Source organism: Ruegeria sp. AB6 (assembly GCF_056542685.1).
In genome coordinates this window covers 295,189-310,291 of sequence record NZ_JBQGAD010000002.1, presented here as the reverse complement: position 1 = coordinate 310,291, position 15,103 = coordinate 295,189, and the positions used below count along the sequence as shown (strand labels likewise).

The 15,103-nt window shown below is 59.0% G+C and carries 12 protein-coding genes; 6 read left to right on the top strand and 6 right to left on the bottom strand.

The annotated features are described in order from the left end of the window. Positions 1 to 17: 17 nt before the first annotated feature. Positions 18 to 272 (bottom strand): BolA family protein, encoded by a 255-nt coding sequence (locus ACR0DB_RS05670; RefSeq protein WP_170753030.1) that lies wholly within the window; start codon positions 270 to 272, stop codon positions 18 to 20. A gap of 108 nt (positions 273 to 380) precedes the next feature. Here ACR0DB_RS05670 and ACR0DB_RS05665 point away from each other — a divergent pair, with 108 nt between their 5' ends. Beyond that, positions 381 to 1,007 carry a J domain-containing protein gene (locus ACR0DB_RS05665; protein WP_170769233.1) on the top strand — a complete coding sequence of 209 codons (627 nt, stop codon included), beginning with the start codon at positions 381 to 383 and terminating at the stop codon, positions 1,005 to 1,007. A 5-nt stretch (positions 1,008 to 1,012) separates the two neighbouring features. On the opposite strand, the gene ACR0DB_RS05660 is transcribed toward ACR0DB_RS05665, so the two are convergent. Then, the gene (locus tag ACR0DB_RS05660) at positions 1,013 to 1,783 is read right to left on the bottom strand and encodes a Hint domain-containing protein (protein ID WP_480503151.1); all 771 of its coding nucleotides are present in this window, start codon (positions 1,781 to 1,783) and stop codon (positions 1,013 to 1,015) included. A gap of 478 nt (positions 1,784 to 2,261) precedes the next feature. On the opposite strand from ACR0DB_RS05660, the gene cobS reads away from it, so the two are divergent. The 4 genes from cobS to ACR0DB_RS05640 all read left to right on the top strand — a co-directional run bounded on the left by cobS (position 2,262) and on the right by ACR0DB_RS05640 (position 7,497). Then, positions 2,262 to 3,245 carry a cobaltochelatase subunit CobS gene (gene cobS / locus ACR0DB_RS05655; RefSeq protein ID WP_170769231.1) on the top strand — a complete coding sequence of 328 codons (984 nt, stop codon included), beginning with the start codon at positions 2,262 to 2,264 and terminating at the stop codon, positions 3,243 to 3,245. 121 nt (positions 3,246 to 3,366) lie between these two features. After that, positions 3,367 to 5,244: a cobaltochelatase subunit CobT gene (cobT, locus tag ACR0DB_RS05650; RefSeq protein WP_480549448.1), complete on the top strand. Its 1,878-nt coding sequence runs from the start codon at positions 3,367 to 3,369 to the stop codon at positions 5,242 to 5,244. Between the two features lie 64 nt (positions 5,245 to 5,308). Further along, positions 5,309 to 7,090: an aminopeptidase P family protein gene (locus ACR0DB_RS05645; RefSeq protein WP_480549446.1), complete on the top strand. Its 1,782-nt coding sequence runs from the start codon at positions 5,309 to 5,311 to the stop codon at positions 7,088 to 7,090. A gap of 65 nt (positions 7,091 to 7,155) precedes the next feature. Further along, a complete protein-coding gene (locus ACR0DB_RS05640) occupies positions 7,156 to 7,497 on the top strand; it encodes a DUF427 domain-containing protein (RefSeq protein WP_170769228.1) in 342 nt (113 codons plus the stop codon). Between the two features lie 10 nt (positions 7,498 to 7,507). On the opposite strand, the gene ACR0DB_RS05635 is transcribed toward ACR0DB_RS05640, so the two are convergent. Continuing rightward, positions 7,508 to 8,833 (bottom strand): hypothetical protein, encoded by a 1,326-nt coding sequence (locus tag ACR0DB_RS05635; RefSeq protein WP_480549444.1) that lies wholly within the window; start codon positions 8,831 to 8,833, stop codon positions 7,508 to 7,510. A 501-nt stretch (positions 8,834 to 9,334) separates the two neighbouring features. On the opposite strand from ACR0DB_RS05635, the gene ACR0DB_RS05630 reads away from it, so the two are divergent. Beyond that, positions 9,335 to 10,702 carry a DUF3179 domain-containing protein gene (locus ACR0DB_RS05630; RefSeq protein WP_480549442.1) on the top strand — a complete coding sequence of 456 codons (1,368 nt, stop codon included), beginning with the start codon at positions 9,335 to 9,337 and terminating at the stop codon, positions 10,700 to 10,702. Here ACR0DB_RS05630 and ACR0DB_RS05625 read toward each other — a convergent pair. The 3 genes from ACR0DB_RS05625 to ACR0DB_RS05615 all read right to left on the bottom strand — a co-directional run bounded on the left by ACR0DB_RS05625 (position 10,699) and on the right by ACR0DB_RS05615 (position 14,993). Continuing rightward, the gene (locus ACR0DB_RS05625; RefSeq protein ID WP_170788335.1) at positions 10,699 to 12,384 is read right to left on the bottom strand and encodes a chloride channel protein; all 1,686 of its coding nucleotides are present in this window, start codon (positions 12,382 to 12,384) and stop codon (positions 10,699 to 10,701) included. The two genes, ACR0DB_RS05630 and ACR0DB_RS05625, sit on opposite strands and share 4 nt — an antisense overlap. An 81-nt stretch (positions 12,385 to 12,465) precedes the next feature. Next, positions 12,466 to 14,115, bottom strand: a complete 1,650-nt coding sequence (gene recN / locus ACR0DB_RS05620; RefSeq protein ID WP_480549440.1) for a DNA repair protein RecN — start codon at positions 14,113 to 14,115, stop codon at positions 12,466 to 12,468. A 35-nt stretch (positions 14,116 to 14,150) separates the two neighbouring features. Then, a complete protein-coding gene (locus ACR0DB_RS05615; protein ID WP_170769223.1) occupies positions 14,151 to 14,993 on the bottom strand; it encodes an outer membrane protein assembly factor BamD in 843 nt (280 codons plus the stop codon). Positions 14,994 to 15,103 lie beyond the last annotated feature (110 nt).

Here is a 15,103-nt window from a genome sequence, read left to right as displayed (position 1 = left end):
CCGCCATCTTGGCGCTTTCACACCCCGATATCCAGCGCCAGCGCATGGATACGCGGCACGATGTCCCCCAGCGCCTTGTGAACGGCGCGGTGGCGGGCGACGCGGGATTGGCCTTCGAACGCGGCGGCGCGGATGCGGACGTTGAAATGGCTCTCGCCGCCTTCCTGAAAGCCCGCATGGCCCCGGTGGCTTTCGCTGTCATCCACCACCTCCAGCTCATGCGGGTCAAAGGCGGATTGCAAGGCGGTGCGGATTTCGTCGGTCACGGTCATTTTTATGCTCAGCGGCAAAAATTTTACCGCCTCCCCTCTTCTACTTTCGGCTGCTTAGACTAAACTGCTGCCTCCGAGTCGAGAAGATGCGTTCTTAAGGATCACAGCATGACGAAATCAGACCCTTTCGGATTCGATATGTCCGTCTCCAGCGCCAAGAAAAAGAACCCGCGCGGGCGTCGGGGGATGTCGGGCGCGTCTGAGACATCGGTCCGAATCTGCGATCATGAAGGCTGTGAAGAGGCGGGCAAGTTTCGCGCACCCAAAGCGCCGGATGTGCTGGACGATTTCTTCTGGTTCTGCCAGCAGCACGTGCGCGAATATAACCAGAAATGGAATTTCTTCGACGGCACGACTGAAGCCGAGATGAATGCGCAACGCTCGAAGGACAAGGTTTGGGAGCGTGAAACCAAACCCATGGGTGACCCCGAGGCGCGCGCCTGGGCCCGTCTGGGCATCGAAGACCCGCATCAGGTTCTGGGCGCCAATGGCACGCAGAACAAAGGCCGCACCGCGGGCACAGGTGGCCGCCGCCTACCCCCAACCGAGCGCCGCGCGATTGAAATCCTTGAAGCCAATGACAGCTGGTCCAAGGCCGAGGTGCGTAAAGCCTACAAGAAACTGATCAAGGTGCTGCACCCCGACATGAACGGTGGTGACCGCAGCCAGGAAGAACAGTTGCAAGAGGTCGTCTGGGCCTGGGATCAGATCAAGGACAGCCGGAATTTCAAGTAACGCCTCTATGCACTTAGAGACGCCTTTAACGCTTGTGCTTCCTGACGTTTCAAGCAGCGTATGCGCGTTTGCTTCCATCCGAAAGCATCACTACGGAGTTCTGGGAACAGCGACACCAGTTCCTGCACGTCTTCACGATCGAATGACATTAAAGCGATTTCGCCCAGAAACAGGCTTTCTGTTGGCAAACCGTTCGATGTCAGGATCGTGTGGCGACTACATGCGACGTGAAAGTACGTAACAGGCTCATCCAATTGCACCTGACGTATGGTCTTGTCGTTGACCAGATGAATGGCCGCTGCGAATACCTGAGGTTCTCCGTAAAGCAGTTCAGCACGCCATCCCTCCAAAACAATGCGATGCTGTGGTGAGACGTACAAGTCGCGGTTCGGTAAGCCGTCTCCGAATGATCCTTCTTGAATGCAAACCGGGCGCATATGGGGGGTTCGTTTCAATACTTCTGCGCCAAGGGTTTTTTGGCCAATCCATACTATGGGCAATAGTTCACCGCTTGATGTTCGGACTTTGTCCCCAACAACAAGGTCTTCGACGAGACAAGGACCATGTTCGGTCTCAATCAAAGTGCCTTTTACGAAACAGGGAACTGTACCTGCCGGCAGCGCAACTGTGACAATGAGCGAGTCGTTGTTTCCATTTCCGGGTCCTGTCGAAGCGAATATTTCAAGAGTGAGTGACGTGTTCGGTGGGATAACGGCCCCTTCGGTTAGCTCGACAGTCAAAACTCCGCTTGATGAAATCGAAACGGTGTAATCCATCGGGTCTAATCCACCGGTCCCAGAAACGACCACACTCCAGGATGCTCCAGATTTCGTCGCAAAATATTGCTGCATCACAGTGGACGATCCACTGGGAATCGAAAGCGAAGAAGGGCCGATTATCGAAAGCGCCATCTAGATCTTTACCGCTAAACACAACAACGGACACAAGTTTTGCCCAAACATAAGGTTAGTATGCCAATCATATCACAACATAGCAATGTGATCCTGTATCGAATTGAGGCAAACAAAAACTAGAGAGTAAGGCCCCGATCTTCGGCATTCCAACAGCCGTTCAGCCTGGTGCATGAGCTTGAATCGAAATCTGTGCATTTGGGTATCACGACGTTTTTTGGGGAAAATCCAGCAGGACACACGAACCGAGCGGCTTTTCCTTGCCCTTCCCCGGAATATGTTGCACCACACACAGGTTCGAAAGCCCGCGCGAGGCTGAGGTATCAAGATAAGGACGACAGGCATGGATTGGCCGATTGACGCAAATGCACATCCTTCAGAAGAGATTTCGGTCCGCGAAGTGTTCGGCATCGACACCGATATGCAGGTCAAACGCTTTTACGAAACAACCGAACGGGTTCCCGAGATTGACTCGACTTACAAGTTTGATCCCGACACGACCCTCGCGATTTTGGCAGGTTTCACACATAACCGCCGGGTGATGATCCAAGGCTATCACGGTACAGGTAAGTCGACCCATATTGAACAGGTCGCTGCACGCCTGAACTGGCCTGCAGTGCGGGTCAACCTCGACAGTCACATCAGCCGGATCGACCTGATCGGCAAGGACGCAATCAAACTGCGGGATGGCGTTCAGATCACCGAATTCAGCGAGGGCATCCTGCCTTGGGCTTTGCGCAACCCGGTTGCGATCGTCTTCGACGAATACGATGCCGGGCGAGCCGACGTCATGTTCGTACTTCAGCGTGTGCTTGAGGCGAACGGAAGCCTCACCTTGTTGGACCAGAACGAGATTCTGACACCGCACCGCTATTTCCGCATGTTCGCCACCGCCAACACCGTTGGCCTGGGCGACACCACCGGTCTTTACCACGGCACCCAACAGATCAACCAAGCGCAGATGGACCGCTGGTCTTTGGTCGCAACGCTGAACTACTTGAGCCACGACGCCGAGACGATGATCGTCTTGTCCAAGGCACCGCATTACAACACCGCCGAAGGCCGCAAGATCGTCAGCCAGATGGTGACTGTGGCTGACCTGACCCGGACCGCTTTCATGAATGGCGATCTGTCCACGGTCATGAGCCCGCGGACAGTGATTAACTGGGCCCAAAACGCCGAGATTTTCCGCAATGTTGGCTACGCGTTCCGCCTTTCGTTCCTGAACAAGTGTGACGAATTGGAACGTCAGACCGTTGCTGAATTCTACCAGCGTTGTTTTGACGAGGAATTGCCTGAAAGCGCAGCGTCTGCCAGTGTCGGATAAGCTGAGAATTGCGCCCATATCGGGCGCAATGCCTCCGGCGAGGAAAATTTTTGGCCAGATGAAGGTGGATCCCGCTGCGCGTTGAGCCAATGGACCTGCATAGAATAAAGGGCGTCTGAACATGGTGCAGAAGAACGACAATCCTGCTGATCCGTTCAAGAAGGCCTTGGCCGAGGCCACCAAGGTCATGGCCGACGACCCAGAGTTGAGCGTTTCCTACACTGTCGACCCCTCGGGCTTGTCGGGCGAAGCGATGCGCCTGCCGCAGGTTAGCCGCCGCATGACCCGTGAAGAGGTCTTGCTGGCACGCGGCACGGCGGATGCCTTGGCCTTGCAGCGTCGGTATCATGACGACGCGACACACGCACGCTATGCGCCTCCGGGGGATATGGCGCGGGACCTGTACGAAGCAATGGAGACCGCCCGGTGCGAGGCAATGGGCGCGCGCGATATGCCCGGCACCGCCAGCAATATCGACGTCAAGATCGCGCATGAGGCGATCCGGCGCGGTTATGACCAATGCAAGCAACCTGCCGATGCGCCCTTGTCGGTTGCGGCAGGCTATCTGATCCGGCATCTGGCCACGGGGCGCGATCTGCCTCCGGCGGCGGAAAACATCATGAACCTGTGGCGCGGGTTCATCGAGGAACAGGCTGGTGGCGTTCTCGAGAACATTGGTGAGGTTCTTTCGGATCAAGCCGAGTTTGCCAAATTCGCGCGTCAAGTGATCAAAGACCTGGGCTATGGTGACCAGCTGGGCGATGACCCGGATGAGCTGGATGACGAGCAGGAAGATCAGGCCGAAGAGGACGCTGAAGAGCAGCCTGACCCCGACAGCACCGGTCAGGATGAACAAGACGAGCAGGACGCTGACGCCACGCCGGAACAGAGCCAGGAAGAGCAGCAGGATCAGTCGCAGGCCCAGGTCTCGATGGATGAGATGGCTGATGAAGAGATGGGCGACGAGGCTGAGATGCCCGAAGGGGAGGCTCCGCTGGAGCCCCCGGCGCCACCGCCAGCTTCGGATGCGGACCCGGATTACAAGGTTTATCTGAACACCCATGACGAGGAGATCGCGGCCGAAGATCTGGCCGAACCGGCCGAGTTGGAACGGTTGCGCGCTTATCTGGATCAACAGCTAGAGCCGCTAAAGGGCGCAGTGAGCCGGCTGGCCAACAAGTTGCAGCGCCGCCTTCAGGCGCAACAGAACCGCAGTTGGGAATTCGATCTGGAAGAAGGCATTCTGGACGCCAGTCGTTTGGCTCGGGTGGTGGCGAATCCGACCACGCCGCTGAGCTTCAAGATGGAAAAGGACACCGAATTCCGCGACACCGTGGTGACGTTGCTGCTGGATAACTCCGGCTCGATGCGCGGGCGTCCGATCTCAATCGCTGCGATCTGTGCCGATGTTCTGGCGCGGACGCTGGAACGCTGCAACGTCAAGGTCGAGATTTTGGGCTTTACCACCCGCGCTTGGAAAGGTGGGCAGGCGCGCGAGGCGTGGTTGAACGACGGCCGCCCGCAGCAGCCGGGGCGTTTGAACGATCTGCGCCACATCATCTACAAGGGGGCTGATGCGCCCTGGCGGCGAGCGCGCCCAAATCTGGGCCTGATGATGAAAGAAGGCCTGCTGAAGGAAAACATCGACGGCGAAGCGCTGGAATGGGCCCATCGCCGGATGATGATGCGGCGCGAACAGCGCAAGATCCTGATGGTGATCTCGGACGGGGCGCCGGTTGATGATTCAACGCTCAGCGTGAACCCGGCGAACTATCTGGAAAAGCATCTGCGCGACGTCATCGCCATGGTGGAAAAGCGCAATATGGTCGAACTGCTGGCCATCGGGATCGGCCATGACGTGACACGGTATTATGACCGTGCCGTCACGATTACCGATGTCGAACAGCTTGCCGGTGCAATGACCGAACAGCTTGCCGCCCTCTTCGACAATGACCCAAGGGCGCGCGCCCGTGTGATGGGTATGCGCAAGGTCGGTTGAACGCGGCTTTGGCCTGTCGTTGTCATAAATCGAAGGGCGCGGCCCTGAAGTGATGAGGTAATAAATGTTCCAATCCTTTGCCGTAACCGCGCGCCCCGAACAAGGGCCACCCCGGTTGGCCGCTTTGCGCACAGAGATGGCTCAGGCTGGATTGGACGGGTTTTTGGTCCCTCGCTCGGATGCGCATCAGGGCGAATATGTGGCCCCTCGGGATGAGCGTTTGGCGTGGTTGACAGGCTTCACAGGATCGGCCGGGTTTTGTGTTGCGTTGACCGATGTCGCCGGGGTGTTCGTCGATGGGCGCTATCGCACGCAGGTCAAGGCACAGGTCGCGCCGGAATATACTCCGGTCAACTGGCCCGAAACCACCCTGAGCGCGTGGTTGAAGGATCAGTTGCCCCAAGGTGGCAAGGTGGGGTTCGATCCCTGGCTGCACGCGGCGGCTCAGATCGCCGGCGCGCAAAAGGATCTGGCGGGTACCGGGATTGAGCTGGTGCGTTGTGCCAATCTGGTTGACAGCATTTGGGACGATCAGCCTGCCCCGCCGATGAACCCAGTCAAGGAGCACCCGCTTGAATTTGCGGGCGAGACCTCGGACAGCAAGATCGCTCGGTTGGCCGCCGCACTGCGTGACGCGGGATGTGGGGCTGCCGTGATCACTTTACCGGATTCGATCATGTGGCTGCTGAACGTACGTGGCTCGGATATCGGATATAACCCCGTGGCCCATGGGTTTGCCATTTTGCATGCAGATGGAGGTGTCGATCTGTTCATGGCGGCAGAGAAACTGTCTGCGCCCTTGGAGCCTCAGGTTCGGCTACACGCGCCCGAGGCGTTTCTTGACGCTGTTGCCGCGCTGGAGGGGCCGGTACAGGTCGATTTGGGAACGCTGCCGCAGATCGTGGCAGATACATTGCAGGACAAAGCCATAGATGCTGGCGATCCCTGTGCCTTGCCCAAAGCCTGCAAGAACCCAGCCGAGATCGCGGGCAGCGCCGAGGCGCATTTGCGCGATGCCGTTGCCGTGGTCGAGACATTGTGCTGGCTGGACACGCAGCACCCCGGCAGTGTGACCGAAACGCAGGTGGTGACGCGGCTGGAGGACAACCGCCGCAAGGACAACGCGCTTCAGGATATCTCGTTCGACACCATCGCGGGCACCGGTCCCAATGGGGCGATCATGCATTACCGCGTGACCGAAGAAACCGATACCCTGCTGGAAAACGGCCATATTCTGGTTCTGGACAGCGGCGGTCAGTATCTTGATGGCACCACCGATATCACCCGGACCATCGCCATTGGCGAGGTTGGGAACGAAGAGAAAGCCTGCTTTACCCGCGTTCTGAAAGGCATGATCGACATGTCGATGCTGCGCTGGCCCGTGGGCTTGGCCGGACGAGATATCGAATGCGTGGCGCGAACGCCCTTGTGGGCGGCGGGGCAGGATTTCAACCATGGCGTCGGCCACGGCGTGGGCGCGTATCTAAGCGTGCACGAGGGCCCTCAGCGCCTGTCGCGCGTCAGCCATGTGCCGTTGAAGCCGGGCATGATCCTGTCAAACGAGCCGGGCTATTACCGCGAAGGGGCTTTTGGCATCCGCATCGAAAACCTCGTGGTGGTGCAAGAGGCCCCTGCCCTACCCGGTGGCGATGACGAGCGGGCGATGTTGAACTGGCGAACACTGACATTTGTGCCCATCGACCGGCGGTTGATTGTGGTCGAAATGCTCAGCACGGCTGAGCGCGACTGGCTGAACGCCTATCACCGCGACGTTACGGAAAAAATCCGACCCAGGCTGGGCCCAGCCGCGCAACTGTGGTTGGATGCCGCAACCGCGCCGATCTGACACAAGACTGTCACACTCACAGGGCAGAGGAGAGGCCCGAAACAACTTAAGGGGAAGGAATATCTATGACCGAGATCACCATTCGCAAAGCGTCAGGCAAGTGGAGCGTACGTTCGGGCGGTGCCATTTTGGGCGAAACCACCAATGCGCTTGAACTGCTGGAAGGTGATTTGGAACCGGTCATCTACTTCCCCCGCAGCGATATCGCCATGGCCTTTCTGGACCGCACGGACAAAAGCACCCATTGCCCGCATAAGGGCGACGCCACGCATTTCTCGATCGTCAATAAGTCCTCAACTACAGAAAACGCGGCTTGGAGCTATGAGGACCCAATCCAAGCCGTGGCCGAGATCAAGGATCACATCGCGTTCTATCGCCTCGAGTCGGTCAAGGTCGAACAAATCTAGGACGACCGGGCTAAATCGCCCTCCGCATTGCTTGGTTTGCCTGAAGGTCGTGCCGTACCCGTGCAAAAGCTTGTGCCATCGACGTCAATGTATGCGGAGGGCATCCGATCCTTTGCAAACATGAGGCGTCGACAACCCGAACTAAACCGCTAAATGCCGATCGCACCACTTCATCGACTGGGTCTTCTTTCGGGCCGAAAGTCAGGTCGTGGTAGTGGAACCCTTGACCCGGTGCAGTTGTCCCAAGCGTGTGGCGCACCCTATGCGCTGATAGCCACTCCAACAGGCGCTGCAGCTGCGTGTCACCGTCAGGGTCAGGTAGTCGAACAGCTTCGACCGTTGTATGGTGCAGATCATAGCGCAATTGAACCTGTGTTCTGGGGGTCCATATCCGAACGGGTTGGACGAAGTCGATCAGGCGACCGATGCGCTTGCCCCTCAGATGCGGCCCCAGTCCGAAAGTGGCCGTCAACAAACTGATCGGCGCCTGTGACACCGCGTAGACTGAGGCGAACATATCACAGCGCCCATCCACCTTGTGTTTCAACGTCAGCGCATTGAAATTCCCCCGATCCGCGTAGCTGCGGGCCGAGCCCAAAGCGCGATCCAGTCGAAAGCAGTTGATCGTATAGGGCGCGTGGTCGCGAAACATTAGTCGGTTGAGTTGCGATACGCTGCGCATCAGCAAGCTGGCCGTGCCCCACACACCTGCCGCCAGAAAGACACAGCGTGCCTGAAGCACATCGCCTCCGTCCAGTTCTATTGAGACCAGCCCCTCGCGGGCCTCAATCCGATGCACCCGCCCATCAATAGGTTCGACTTGCTCAAGCTCATTCAGACGCGCCTTGAATGCCAGGGCCATGGCATCAAGCCCGGACCCCGGTGCCTGCGCGGTTCCGGTCAACAACCGTGGAGCGCTTTTTTCAAATCCGTTATCCAAATGCTCTCGCCGGACACCGCCAGTTATTTCGAGGTCGGCCTGCACCGTATCGCAGGCGGCGCTGTAATCCTTCCAGCTTTCGAGAAAAGGGCCGTCGCCCCAGGGATCACCGCTGTCATAGAGCTGCAACTGCTTGCCCCAATAATTGGCCAATCCCCCAATCTCGGCTGAAGAAAACAGTGGTGGTGCTCCCTCGGACACAACGGTGCGTTCCGTCAGGTGCGCAGGTTGCTGGCGCTCATAGGCGACCGAAACAATTTTGGGCGGACCTTCGACATTGGAGCGTTTGGTTGCTCCGGTTATGACCGCTATAGATAAAGCCTGCCCGCGCATTGCGGTCAGCGCGGCGTAGGCGGCGGGTCCCGCCCCTATGACGGCAACATCAAACACGCGCATCTGCTTGCCCCCAGCGGTGCAAACCACAGTCACAGCCAGGAACAGAAACCGGGCAACCGCCCAAGATCACAAGCAAATTTCTGCCGATAGGGCTGATCACTGTGGACTTACTCATCGCGCACCAGCAAAGGGACCGGACAACAAGCAGGGGTTGCACACACTATCGCAGAACCAACGCACGTGTGCGTTAGGGGCCACGGGGACCCGCAAAGAGAGGTTCTTCAAATTCATTCGCGTATTGCCTCCAACTATATGAGTTTAGGCACAAAATCAGATCAGTCGTATCAGGTGGCGCAAACTTCTGCGTCGTCAATTTACCAAAAACCCGGAAATAATCAGGTTGTATTTCTCAAATCGAAACCGGGTCGCTTTCCGTAATCTTACCGACAAAACCGGTTTTCGATCAAGGAAGCGGCCGCTCACGCCCGGTTCACGCGCCTGTTGAATGCATTTTAGGTCGCGGCAAGGCAGAATACGCGCGATAATCAGCCGGAGGATGCAATGTCAATAACGCGCCGCAATTTTGTAGGATTACTTGGGGCCGCAACAGCCATGCCCGGTGCCCTGTCTGCGCAAACGGACCCTGTGCTGGACGCGGTTCGGTCCACGCTTTACAGCGGTCGCACGGATTTCGAGAAAAGCATGAAATTTCTGGTCGAGCGCGGCAGCCCTGACGTCGTGCCCGCCCTGCTGACCGCCATGCGCTATGGCCGTCGCCGCAGCGATGACATCACCCAGGTCATGCGCACCCTCACCGGCGAAGATATTGGTACCGACTGGTTCGACTGGATGATCTGGCAGGAAAAGAACCCGCAAGTCGTGCCTCACGCCTCGCTTATCCCGTTCAAGCGCGAAGTGTTGCTGGGCATCGACCAGAATTTCGACGATTTCCTGCGGCCCGAATATCTGCAACGCGACAAGATGAAGATCCGGTTGGAAGAAATCACATGGGGCGGTGTTCAAAAGGACGGCATCCCTTCGTTGGACAATCCCAAGCTGATCTCTGCCTCGGATGCGGATTATCTGAAGGACGGCGATCTGGTCTTTGGTGTTTCGATCAACGGGGATGAGCGCGCCTATCCGCTGCGCATCATGGGCTGGCACGAAATGTTCAACGAAGTGATCGGAGGCGTCCCGGTCGCACTGGCCTATTGTACGCTCTGCGGGTCGGGTATCTTGTTTGAGACCCAGGTTGAAGGACGGCGGAAGCCCTTTGTCTTTGGTTCATCGGGCTTCCTGTACCGTTCGAACAAGCTGATGTTTGACCGCGAGACCCATTCGTTGTGGAACCAATACACCGGCAAACCGGTCGTCGGCCCTCTGGTCGACAGCGGGATCGAGTTGAAACAGCGCCCTGTGGTCATCACCACATGGCAAAGCTGGAAGGCGTCGCATCCCAAGACCCAGGTTCTGTCGCTCAGCACCGGCCACCGGCGCAACTATGGGTCGGGTGTGGTATATCGCGACTATTTCGCCTCGTCCGAGTTGATGTTTCCGGCGCTGGTCGATCAGTCGCAGCACCGGCAGAAGGACTATGTCTTCGCCATCCGCCAGTTCGGTGCGGCGCGCGCATGGCCGCTGGATGCGTTCAGCAACACGCGGGTGATCAATGACGCGATTGCCAACCGGCCCTTGGTGCTGATCGGCAACCCCGACAAACGCGCCGTTCGCGCCTATGAGCGCAAGTCCAACCGCTTTACCGCGTCAGATGGTGGGCTGGTCGACCAGAAGGGCGGAAAGTGGCGCCTGAACGAAGAGGCGCTGGTCGGGCCAGACGGCACAGAATTGCCGCGCGTGGCCGGACATATCTCGTACTGGTTTGCGTGGGACAATTATCTGGGTGACACAGCGACGGTCTATCGCGGCTAGGAATGTTCCTCGGCCGCCGTGGCAGCCAGCGCGCGGTTATAGGCTTTCAGCGCATCAATGTGGAACAGCGCGCCGACCGGGTTTTCGCAGCCGTCTTCGTCAATGATCACGACCGGGATACAGGGAATGTCGTCCCGGTCGAAATAGGGCATCGCCGCCTCAAGCGTGGCGCTGGCCTTGACACAAAGGCCTTGTTGGATCAGCGCCTGCGCCTCTTCCCTGGTGATCGAGCGCGGATCGCCAATCGGGCGCATCACCGCCCCCGCCCGCAGCATCGCCAGCAGATAGGCCTGTGGCCCCGCGGCCAGATGCACGTCACGGCGTTCCAACTGTGTCAGGAAGAATGACCGGTCCACAAGGCGCGAGGCCAGTGCGGTGGACATCGAGACCGAGACCATCACCGCCAGTCCGATCTGCCATTCACCGGTCAATTCAAACACAATCAACGTGGTCGAGATCGGCGCGCCCAACACAGCAGCGGCCACCGCGCCCATCCCGGCAAAAGCATAAAGCGACGGTGTCCCCGACACATCCGGCAACACCCCCGTAGCAATCCAGCCAAAGGCCAACCCGGTTAATGCTCCTACCATCAATGAGGGCGAAAAGACCCCTCCGCCCATACGTCCGCCCATCGTGATCGCCAAGGCGACAGTTTTGATAACGGCAAACAGGATCGCGGCAGACAGAGTCAGATCCCCGGCCAAAGCGCGGATCGTGGTCTCATATCCAACGCCAATGATATGGGGAAACCAGATCGCAATCAGACCCAGCATCGCCCCGGACACCGCAGGGCGCAGCCATCCCGGAAGGGATAGGCGGTTTTGGATATGGTTGCCGATATCCTCAGCGAAAAAGATCGATCGCATCAGCAGCAACGCCACCAGCCCGCACACAAGGCCCAGGATCAAAAAGGCGGGCAGTTCCACATAGAATTGCAGCGTTCCGGGCGTGTCCAAAGTAAACTCGGTCACGTCGCCATATTCCAACCGGTTGATCACCGTCCCCGCAACCGAAGCAATCACGATGGGCGCAAACGCATGCACAGCAAAGTGCCGCAGCACGACCTCGAGCGCAAACAATGCGCCGGCGATGGGTGAGTTGAAGCTGGCTGAAACCGCCGCCGCCACTGCGCAGCCCAGCAGGTCACGACCGGTGATCCCGTCGGCATGGATACGATTACTGACCCAGGTCGAGATCACCCCGGCCATGTGCACAACTGGCCCTTCTCGCCCCGACGAGCCACCAGTGCTAAGCGTGATCAGCGAGGCAAACAGAGACGCGACTCCGGCCTTCCGCTCGACCCGTCCATCGGTCAGCGCCGCCCCTTCGATCACGTCCGCGACCGAGCGCACCCTCCCGTCATCGGTGAACCTGTGCAGGATGATCCCCACGATTAGACCCCCGACAATGGGGGTGATCAGGATCATGAACCAAGGCAACATCTCGGCGTGACTGTGGAGTAGTAGGATGTTTTCCGTATCATAGACCCAGGCTTGCAAGGCGCGGATCGCCTTGCGAAATCCAAGCGCCATGAACCCGGCTGCGATCCCGATCACAAGCGCGATAAGCCAGAACTGAAACTGGCTGGGTCCGCGCCGCCGCATCACCCGCCATGCATCCTTTATGGCGGCCAAAGCCTGATGCAGCTGGTTGCGCAAAACGGTGCGAGTTGATTGGCTCATGTGCCCTCGGGGGATCAGTACCTACCCCTTACTAAGCTACGGGCGGCACGGATAAAAGCGGGATCGCGCAGGTGAGAAGGTCTATGCGTCCAACAGGGCACGCGCGGCGGCGCGCGCCTCGTCCGTGATGGTGTCGCCTGCAACCATGCGGGCGATCTCATCCACCCGGTCCGGGTCGGCCAACGGGATGACGGTCGACAGAGTTTGCCCCTCGGTGACTTGTTTTTGAACCCGCCAGTGATGTGCCGCACGCGCAGCTACTTGAGGCGAGTGCGTCACGACCAGAACCTGCCCGCCCTGCGCAAGCGAGGCCAGACGGCGGCCCACCGCATCGGCAGTTGCCCCGCCGACACCGCGGTCGATTTCATCGAAGATCATCGTGCGGGCGCTATCTTCGCCGGTCAGACAGACCTTGAGCGCCAGCAGGAAGCGGCTGAGCTCTCCACCCGAGGCGATCTTGTTCAGCGGACCCGAAGGTGCGCCGGGGTTTGTGGCGACGGTAAAGGCCACCGCGTCGGTGCCCTCGGGGCCGGGATCGGTGGGCGAAATTTCGGTCTGAAACACCGCGCGTTCCATCTTGAGCGGCGCAAGCTCGGCCATCACGGCCGCATCCAACTGCCCCGCTGCCTGCTGGCGCGCAGTGCTAAGCGCTGTCGCAGCCCTGTCATAGGCAGTCTGCGCAGCCTCAACCGCAGCACGCTGATCGGCCAGATCGGCGTCACCTGCGTCCAGTTTGTGCAGACGCTCACGTAGCGTATCGGCAAACGCGCCCAGATCATCGGGGGCCACGTCATGTTTGCGGCCAAGTGCGCGGATGGCGAACAGGCGCTCCTCGGCCTGCTCCAATTCTGCGGGGTTGAAGTCCAAAGCTTGTAGGCAGACATTGACGCCATCCTGCGCCTCGCCCAGTTCGATCAGGGCGCGGCCAAGCGCGGCGATGGGTTCCTCTAACTGACCGCCCGCGTTGTCGGATACGCCTTCCAGCCAACGGACTGCGTCGGACATGGCGCCTTCAGCCCCGTCTCCGCCCAGCAGGTCAAAGGCCCGCACCACGTCGTCGCGTATGCGCTCGGCCCCCTGCATCATGCGGCGGCGGGCGTCCAGTTCGGCGTCTTCGCCCGGTTGTGGATCCAGCTTGTCTAACTCTGCCACGGCGTGACGCAAGAATTCCTCTTCCGCGCGCATAGCGGCCAAGGCAGCCTCGGTCTCGGCCAACGCTTTCCGCGCGCGCGACATCCCGTTCCAGGCCGCACGAACCAAGGCCAGATCATCCGCGACCGCGGCATAATCATCCAGCATTGCGCGATGCCCGCGCGGGTTCAACAGACCCCGGTCATCATGCTGACCGTGCAACTCAACCAATGTTTCAGACAACGCCCGTAACACCTCGCCCGAGCAGCGGCGGTCATTGACCCACGCGGTCTTGCGCCCCTCGGCGGTGTTCACGCGGCGCAGGATCAATTCCTCGCCGCTGGGCAATCCGGCCTCGGCCAGAATGGCGTGGGCGGGATGATCGTCCGATAGCTCGAACTCGGCCACAACCTCGCCCTGCGCAGCACCCTGACGGACCAATTCGGCGCGACCGCGCCAGCCCAGCACAAAGCCCAGCGAATCCAGAAGAATTGACTTGCCCGCACCGGTTTCACCGGTCAACGCGTTCAGGCCCGGTTGGAAGGTCAGTTCCAACCGGTCGATGATTAGCATGTCGCGGATATCAAGGGCGCGCAGCATCGGGTCTTAGCGTCCCACGCCGTTCGTCATGACGATTACAACCACTCACCTTTGACGGTCTGGCGGTAGATCTGGCTCAGCCAGTTGTTGCCCAGGCTTCTGGGTTTCAGCCCACGCGATGTCAGCAGCTTGTAGCCCGCATCATACCATTCCGACGAGCGGTAGTTGAACCCAAGGATCGCACCGGCCGACTGCGCCTCATCCACCAGCCCCAAGGACAGGTAGGACTCGATCAGACGATAAAGCGCCTCGGCGGTATGAGAGGTGGTCTGGAAATCCTCGACCACAACGCGGAACCTGTTGATTGCCGCCGTATAGTGATCCTGACGCAGATAATAACGCCCGATCTCCATCTCCTTGCCCGCCAGGTGATCAAAGGCCAGATCGAATTTCAGAACGGCAGAGGTTGCGTATTCGCTGTCCGGATAGACTTCGATCACCGTGCGCAGGGATTGCAACGCCTGAAAGGTCAGACCCTGATCGCGCCCAACCTCGTCAATCTGATCATAATAACTAAGCGCCAGAAGGTACTGCGCATAGGCCGCATCTTCATCCGCCGGATAGAAGTCGATGAAGCGCTGCGCAGCTGCGCGGCTTTCTTCGTAGTTCTTGTCAGAGTGATACGAGAACGCCTGCATGATCAGCGCGCGCTTGGCCCAATCCGAATAGGGATAAAGACGCTCGACTTCCGAGAAATACCACGCCGCATCATCCGAGCGATTCTGCGACAGCTCAAACTCACCGCGTGTAAAAATTTGCTCGGGGGTAAACCCCTCAAGGTTCTGGCTGCGGTCGGCCCCTTGGCCGCCACATGCTGACAAAACTGCTGTCAGAAGAATCGCGCCCGCGAATCTGACCGCCGCCCTGGTGCCACCCATTCCGCCTATCCTTGTTGTATTACTTGTCGGAGCGAACCCCGGATTTAGGCTTGGTTTAGCACATATAATTCCGGGGCAAAACGCCTTAGTAGAGCCAGCACCGGAATTGT

Bases quoted from the DNA above. Each gene is read 5' to 3' on its own strand.
- cobT (WP_480549448.1), top strand. From the start codon at position 3,367: ATGGTGCAGAAGAACGACAATCCTGCTGATCCGTTCAAGAAGGCCTTG.
- ACR0DB_RS05645 (WP_480549446.1), top strand. From the start codon at position 5,309: ATGTTCCAATCCTTTGCCGTAACCGCGCGCCCCGAACAAGGGCCACCC.
- ACR0DB_RS05640 (WP_170769228.1), top strand. From the start codon at position 7,156: ATGACCGAGATCACCATTCGCAAAGCGTCAGGCAAGTGGAGCGTACGT.
- ACR0DB_RS05615 (WP_170769223.1), bottom strand. From the start codon at position 14,993: ATGGGTGGCACCAGGGCGGCGGTCAGATTCGCGGGCGCGATTCTTCTG.
- recN (WP_480549440.1), bottom strand. From the start codon at position 14,115: ATGCTGCGCGCCCTTGATATCCGCGACATGCTAATCATCGACCGGTTG.
- ACR0DB_RS05625 (WP_170788335.1), bottom strand. From the start codon at position 12,384: ATGAGCCAATCAACTCGCACCGTTTTGCGCAACCAGCTGCATCAGGCT.
- ACR0DB_RS05660 (WP_480503151.1), bottom strand. From the start codon at position 1,783: ATGGATTACACCGTTTCGATTTCATCAAGCGGAGTTTTGACTGTCGAG.
- ACR0DB_RS05665 (WP_170769233.1), top strand. From the start codon at position 381: ATGACGAAATCAGACCCTTTCGGATTCGATATGTCCGTCTCCAGCGCC.
- ACR0DB_RS05670 (WP_170753030.1), bottom strand. From the start codon at position 272: ATGACCGTGACCGACGAAATCCGCACCGCCTTGCAATCCGCCTTTGAC.
- ACR0DB_RS05635 (WP_480549444.1), bottom strand. From the start codon at position 8,833: ATGCGCGTGTTTGATGTTGCCGTCATAGGGGCGGGACCCGCCGCCTAC.
- ACR0DB_RS05630 (WP_480549442.1), top strand. From the start codon at position 9,335: ATGTCAATAACGCGCCGCAATTTTGTAGGATTACTTGGGGCCGCAACA.
- cobS (WP_170769231.1), top strand. From the start codon at position 2,262: ATGGATTGGCCGATTGACGCAAATGCACATCCTTCAGAAGAGATTTCG.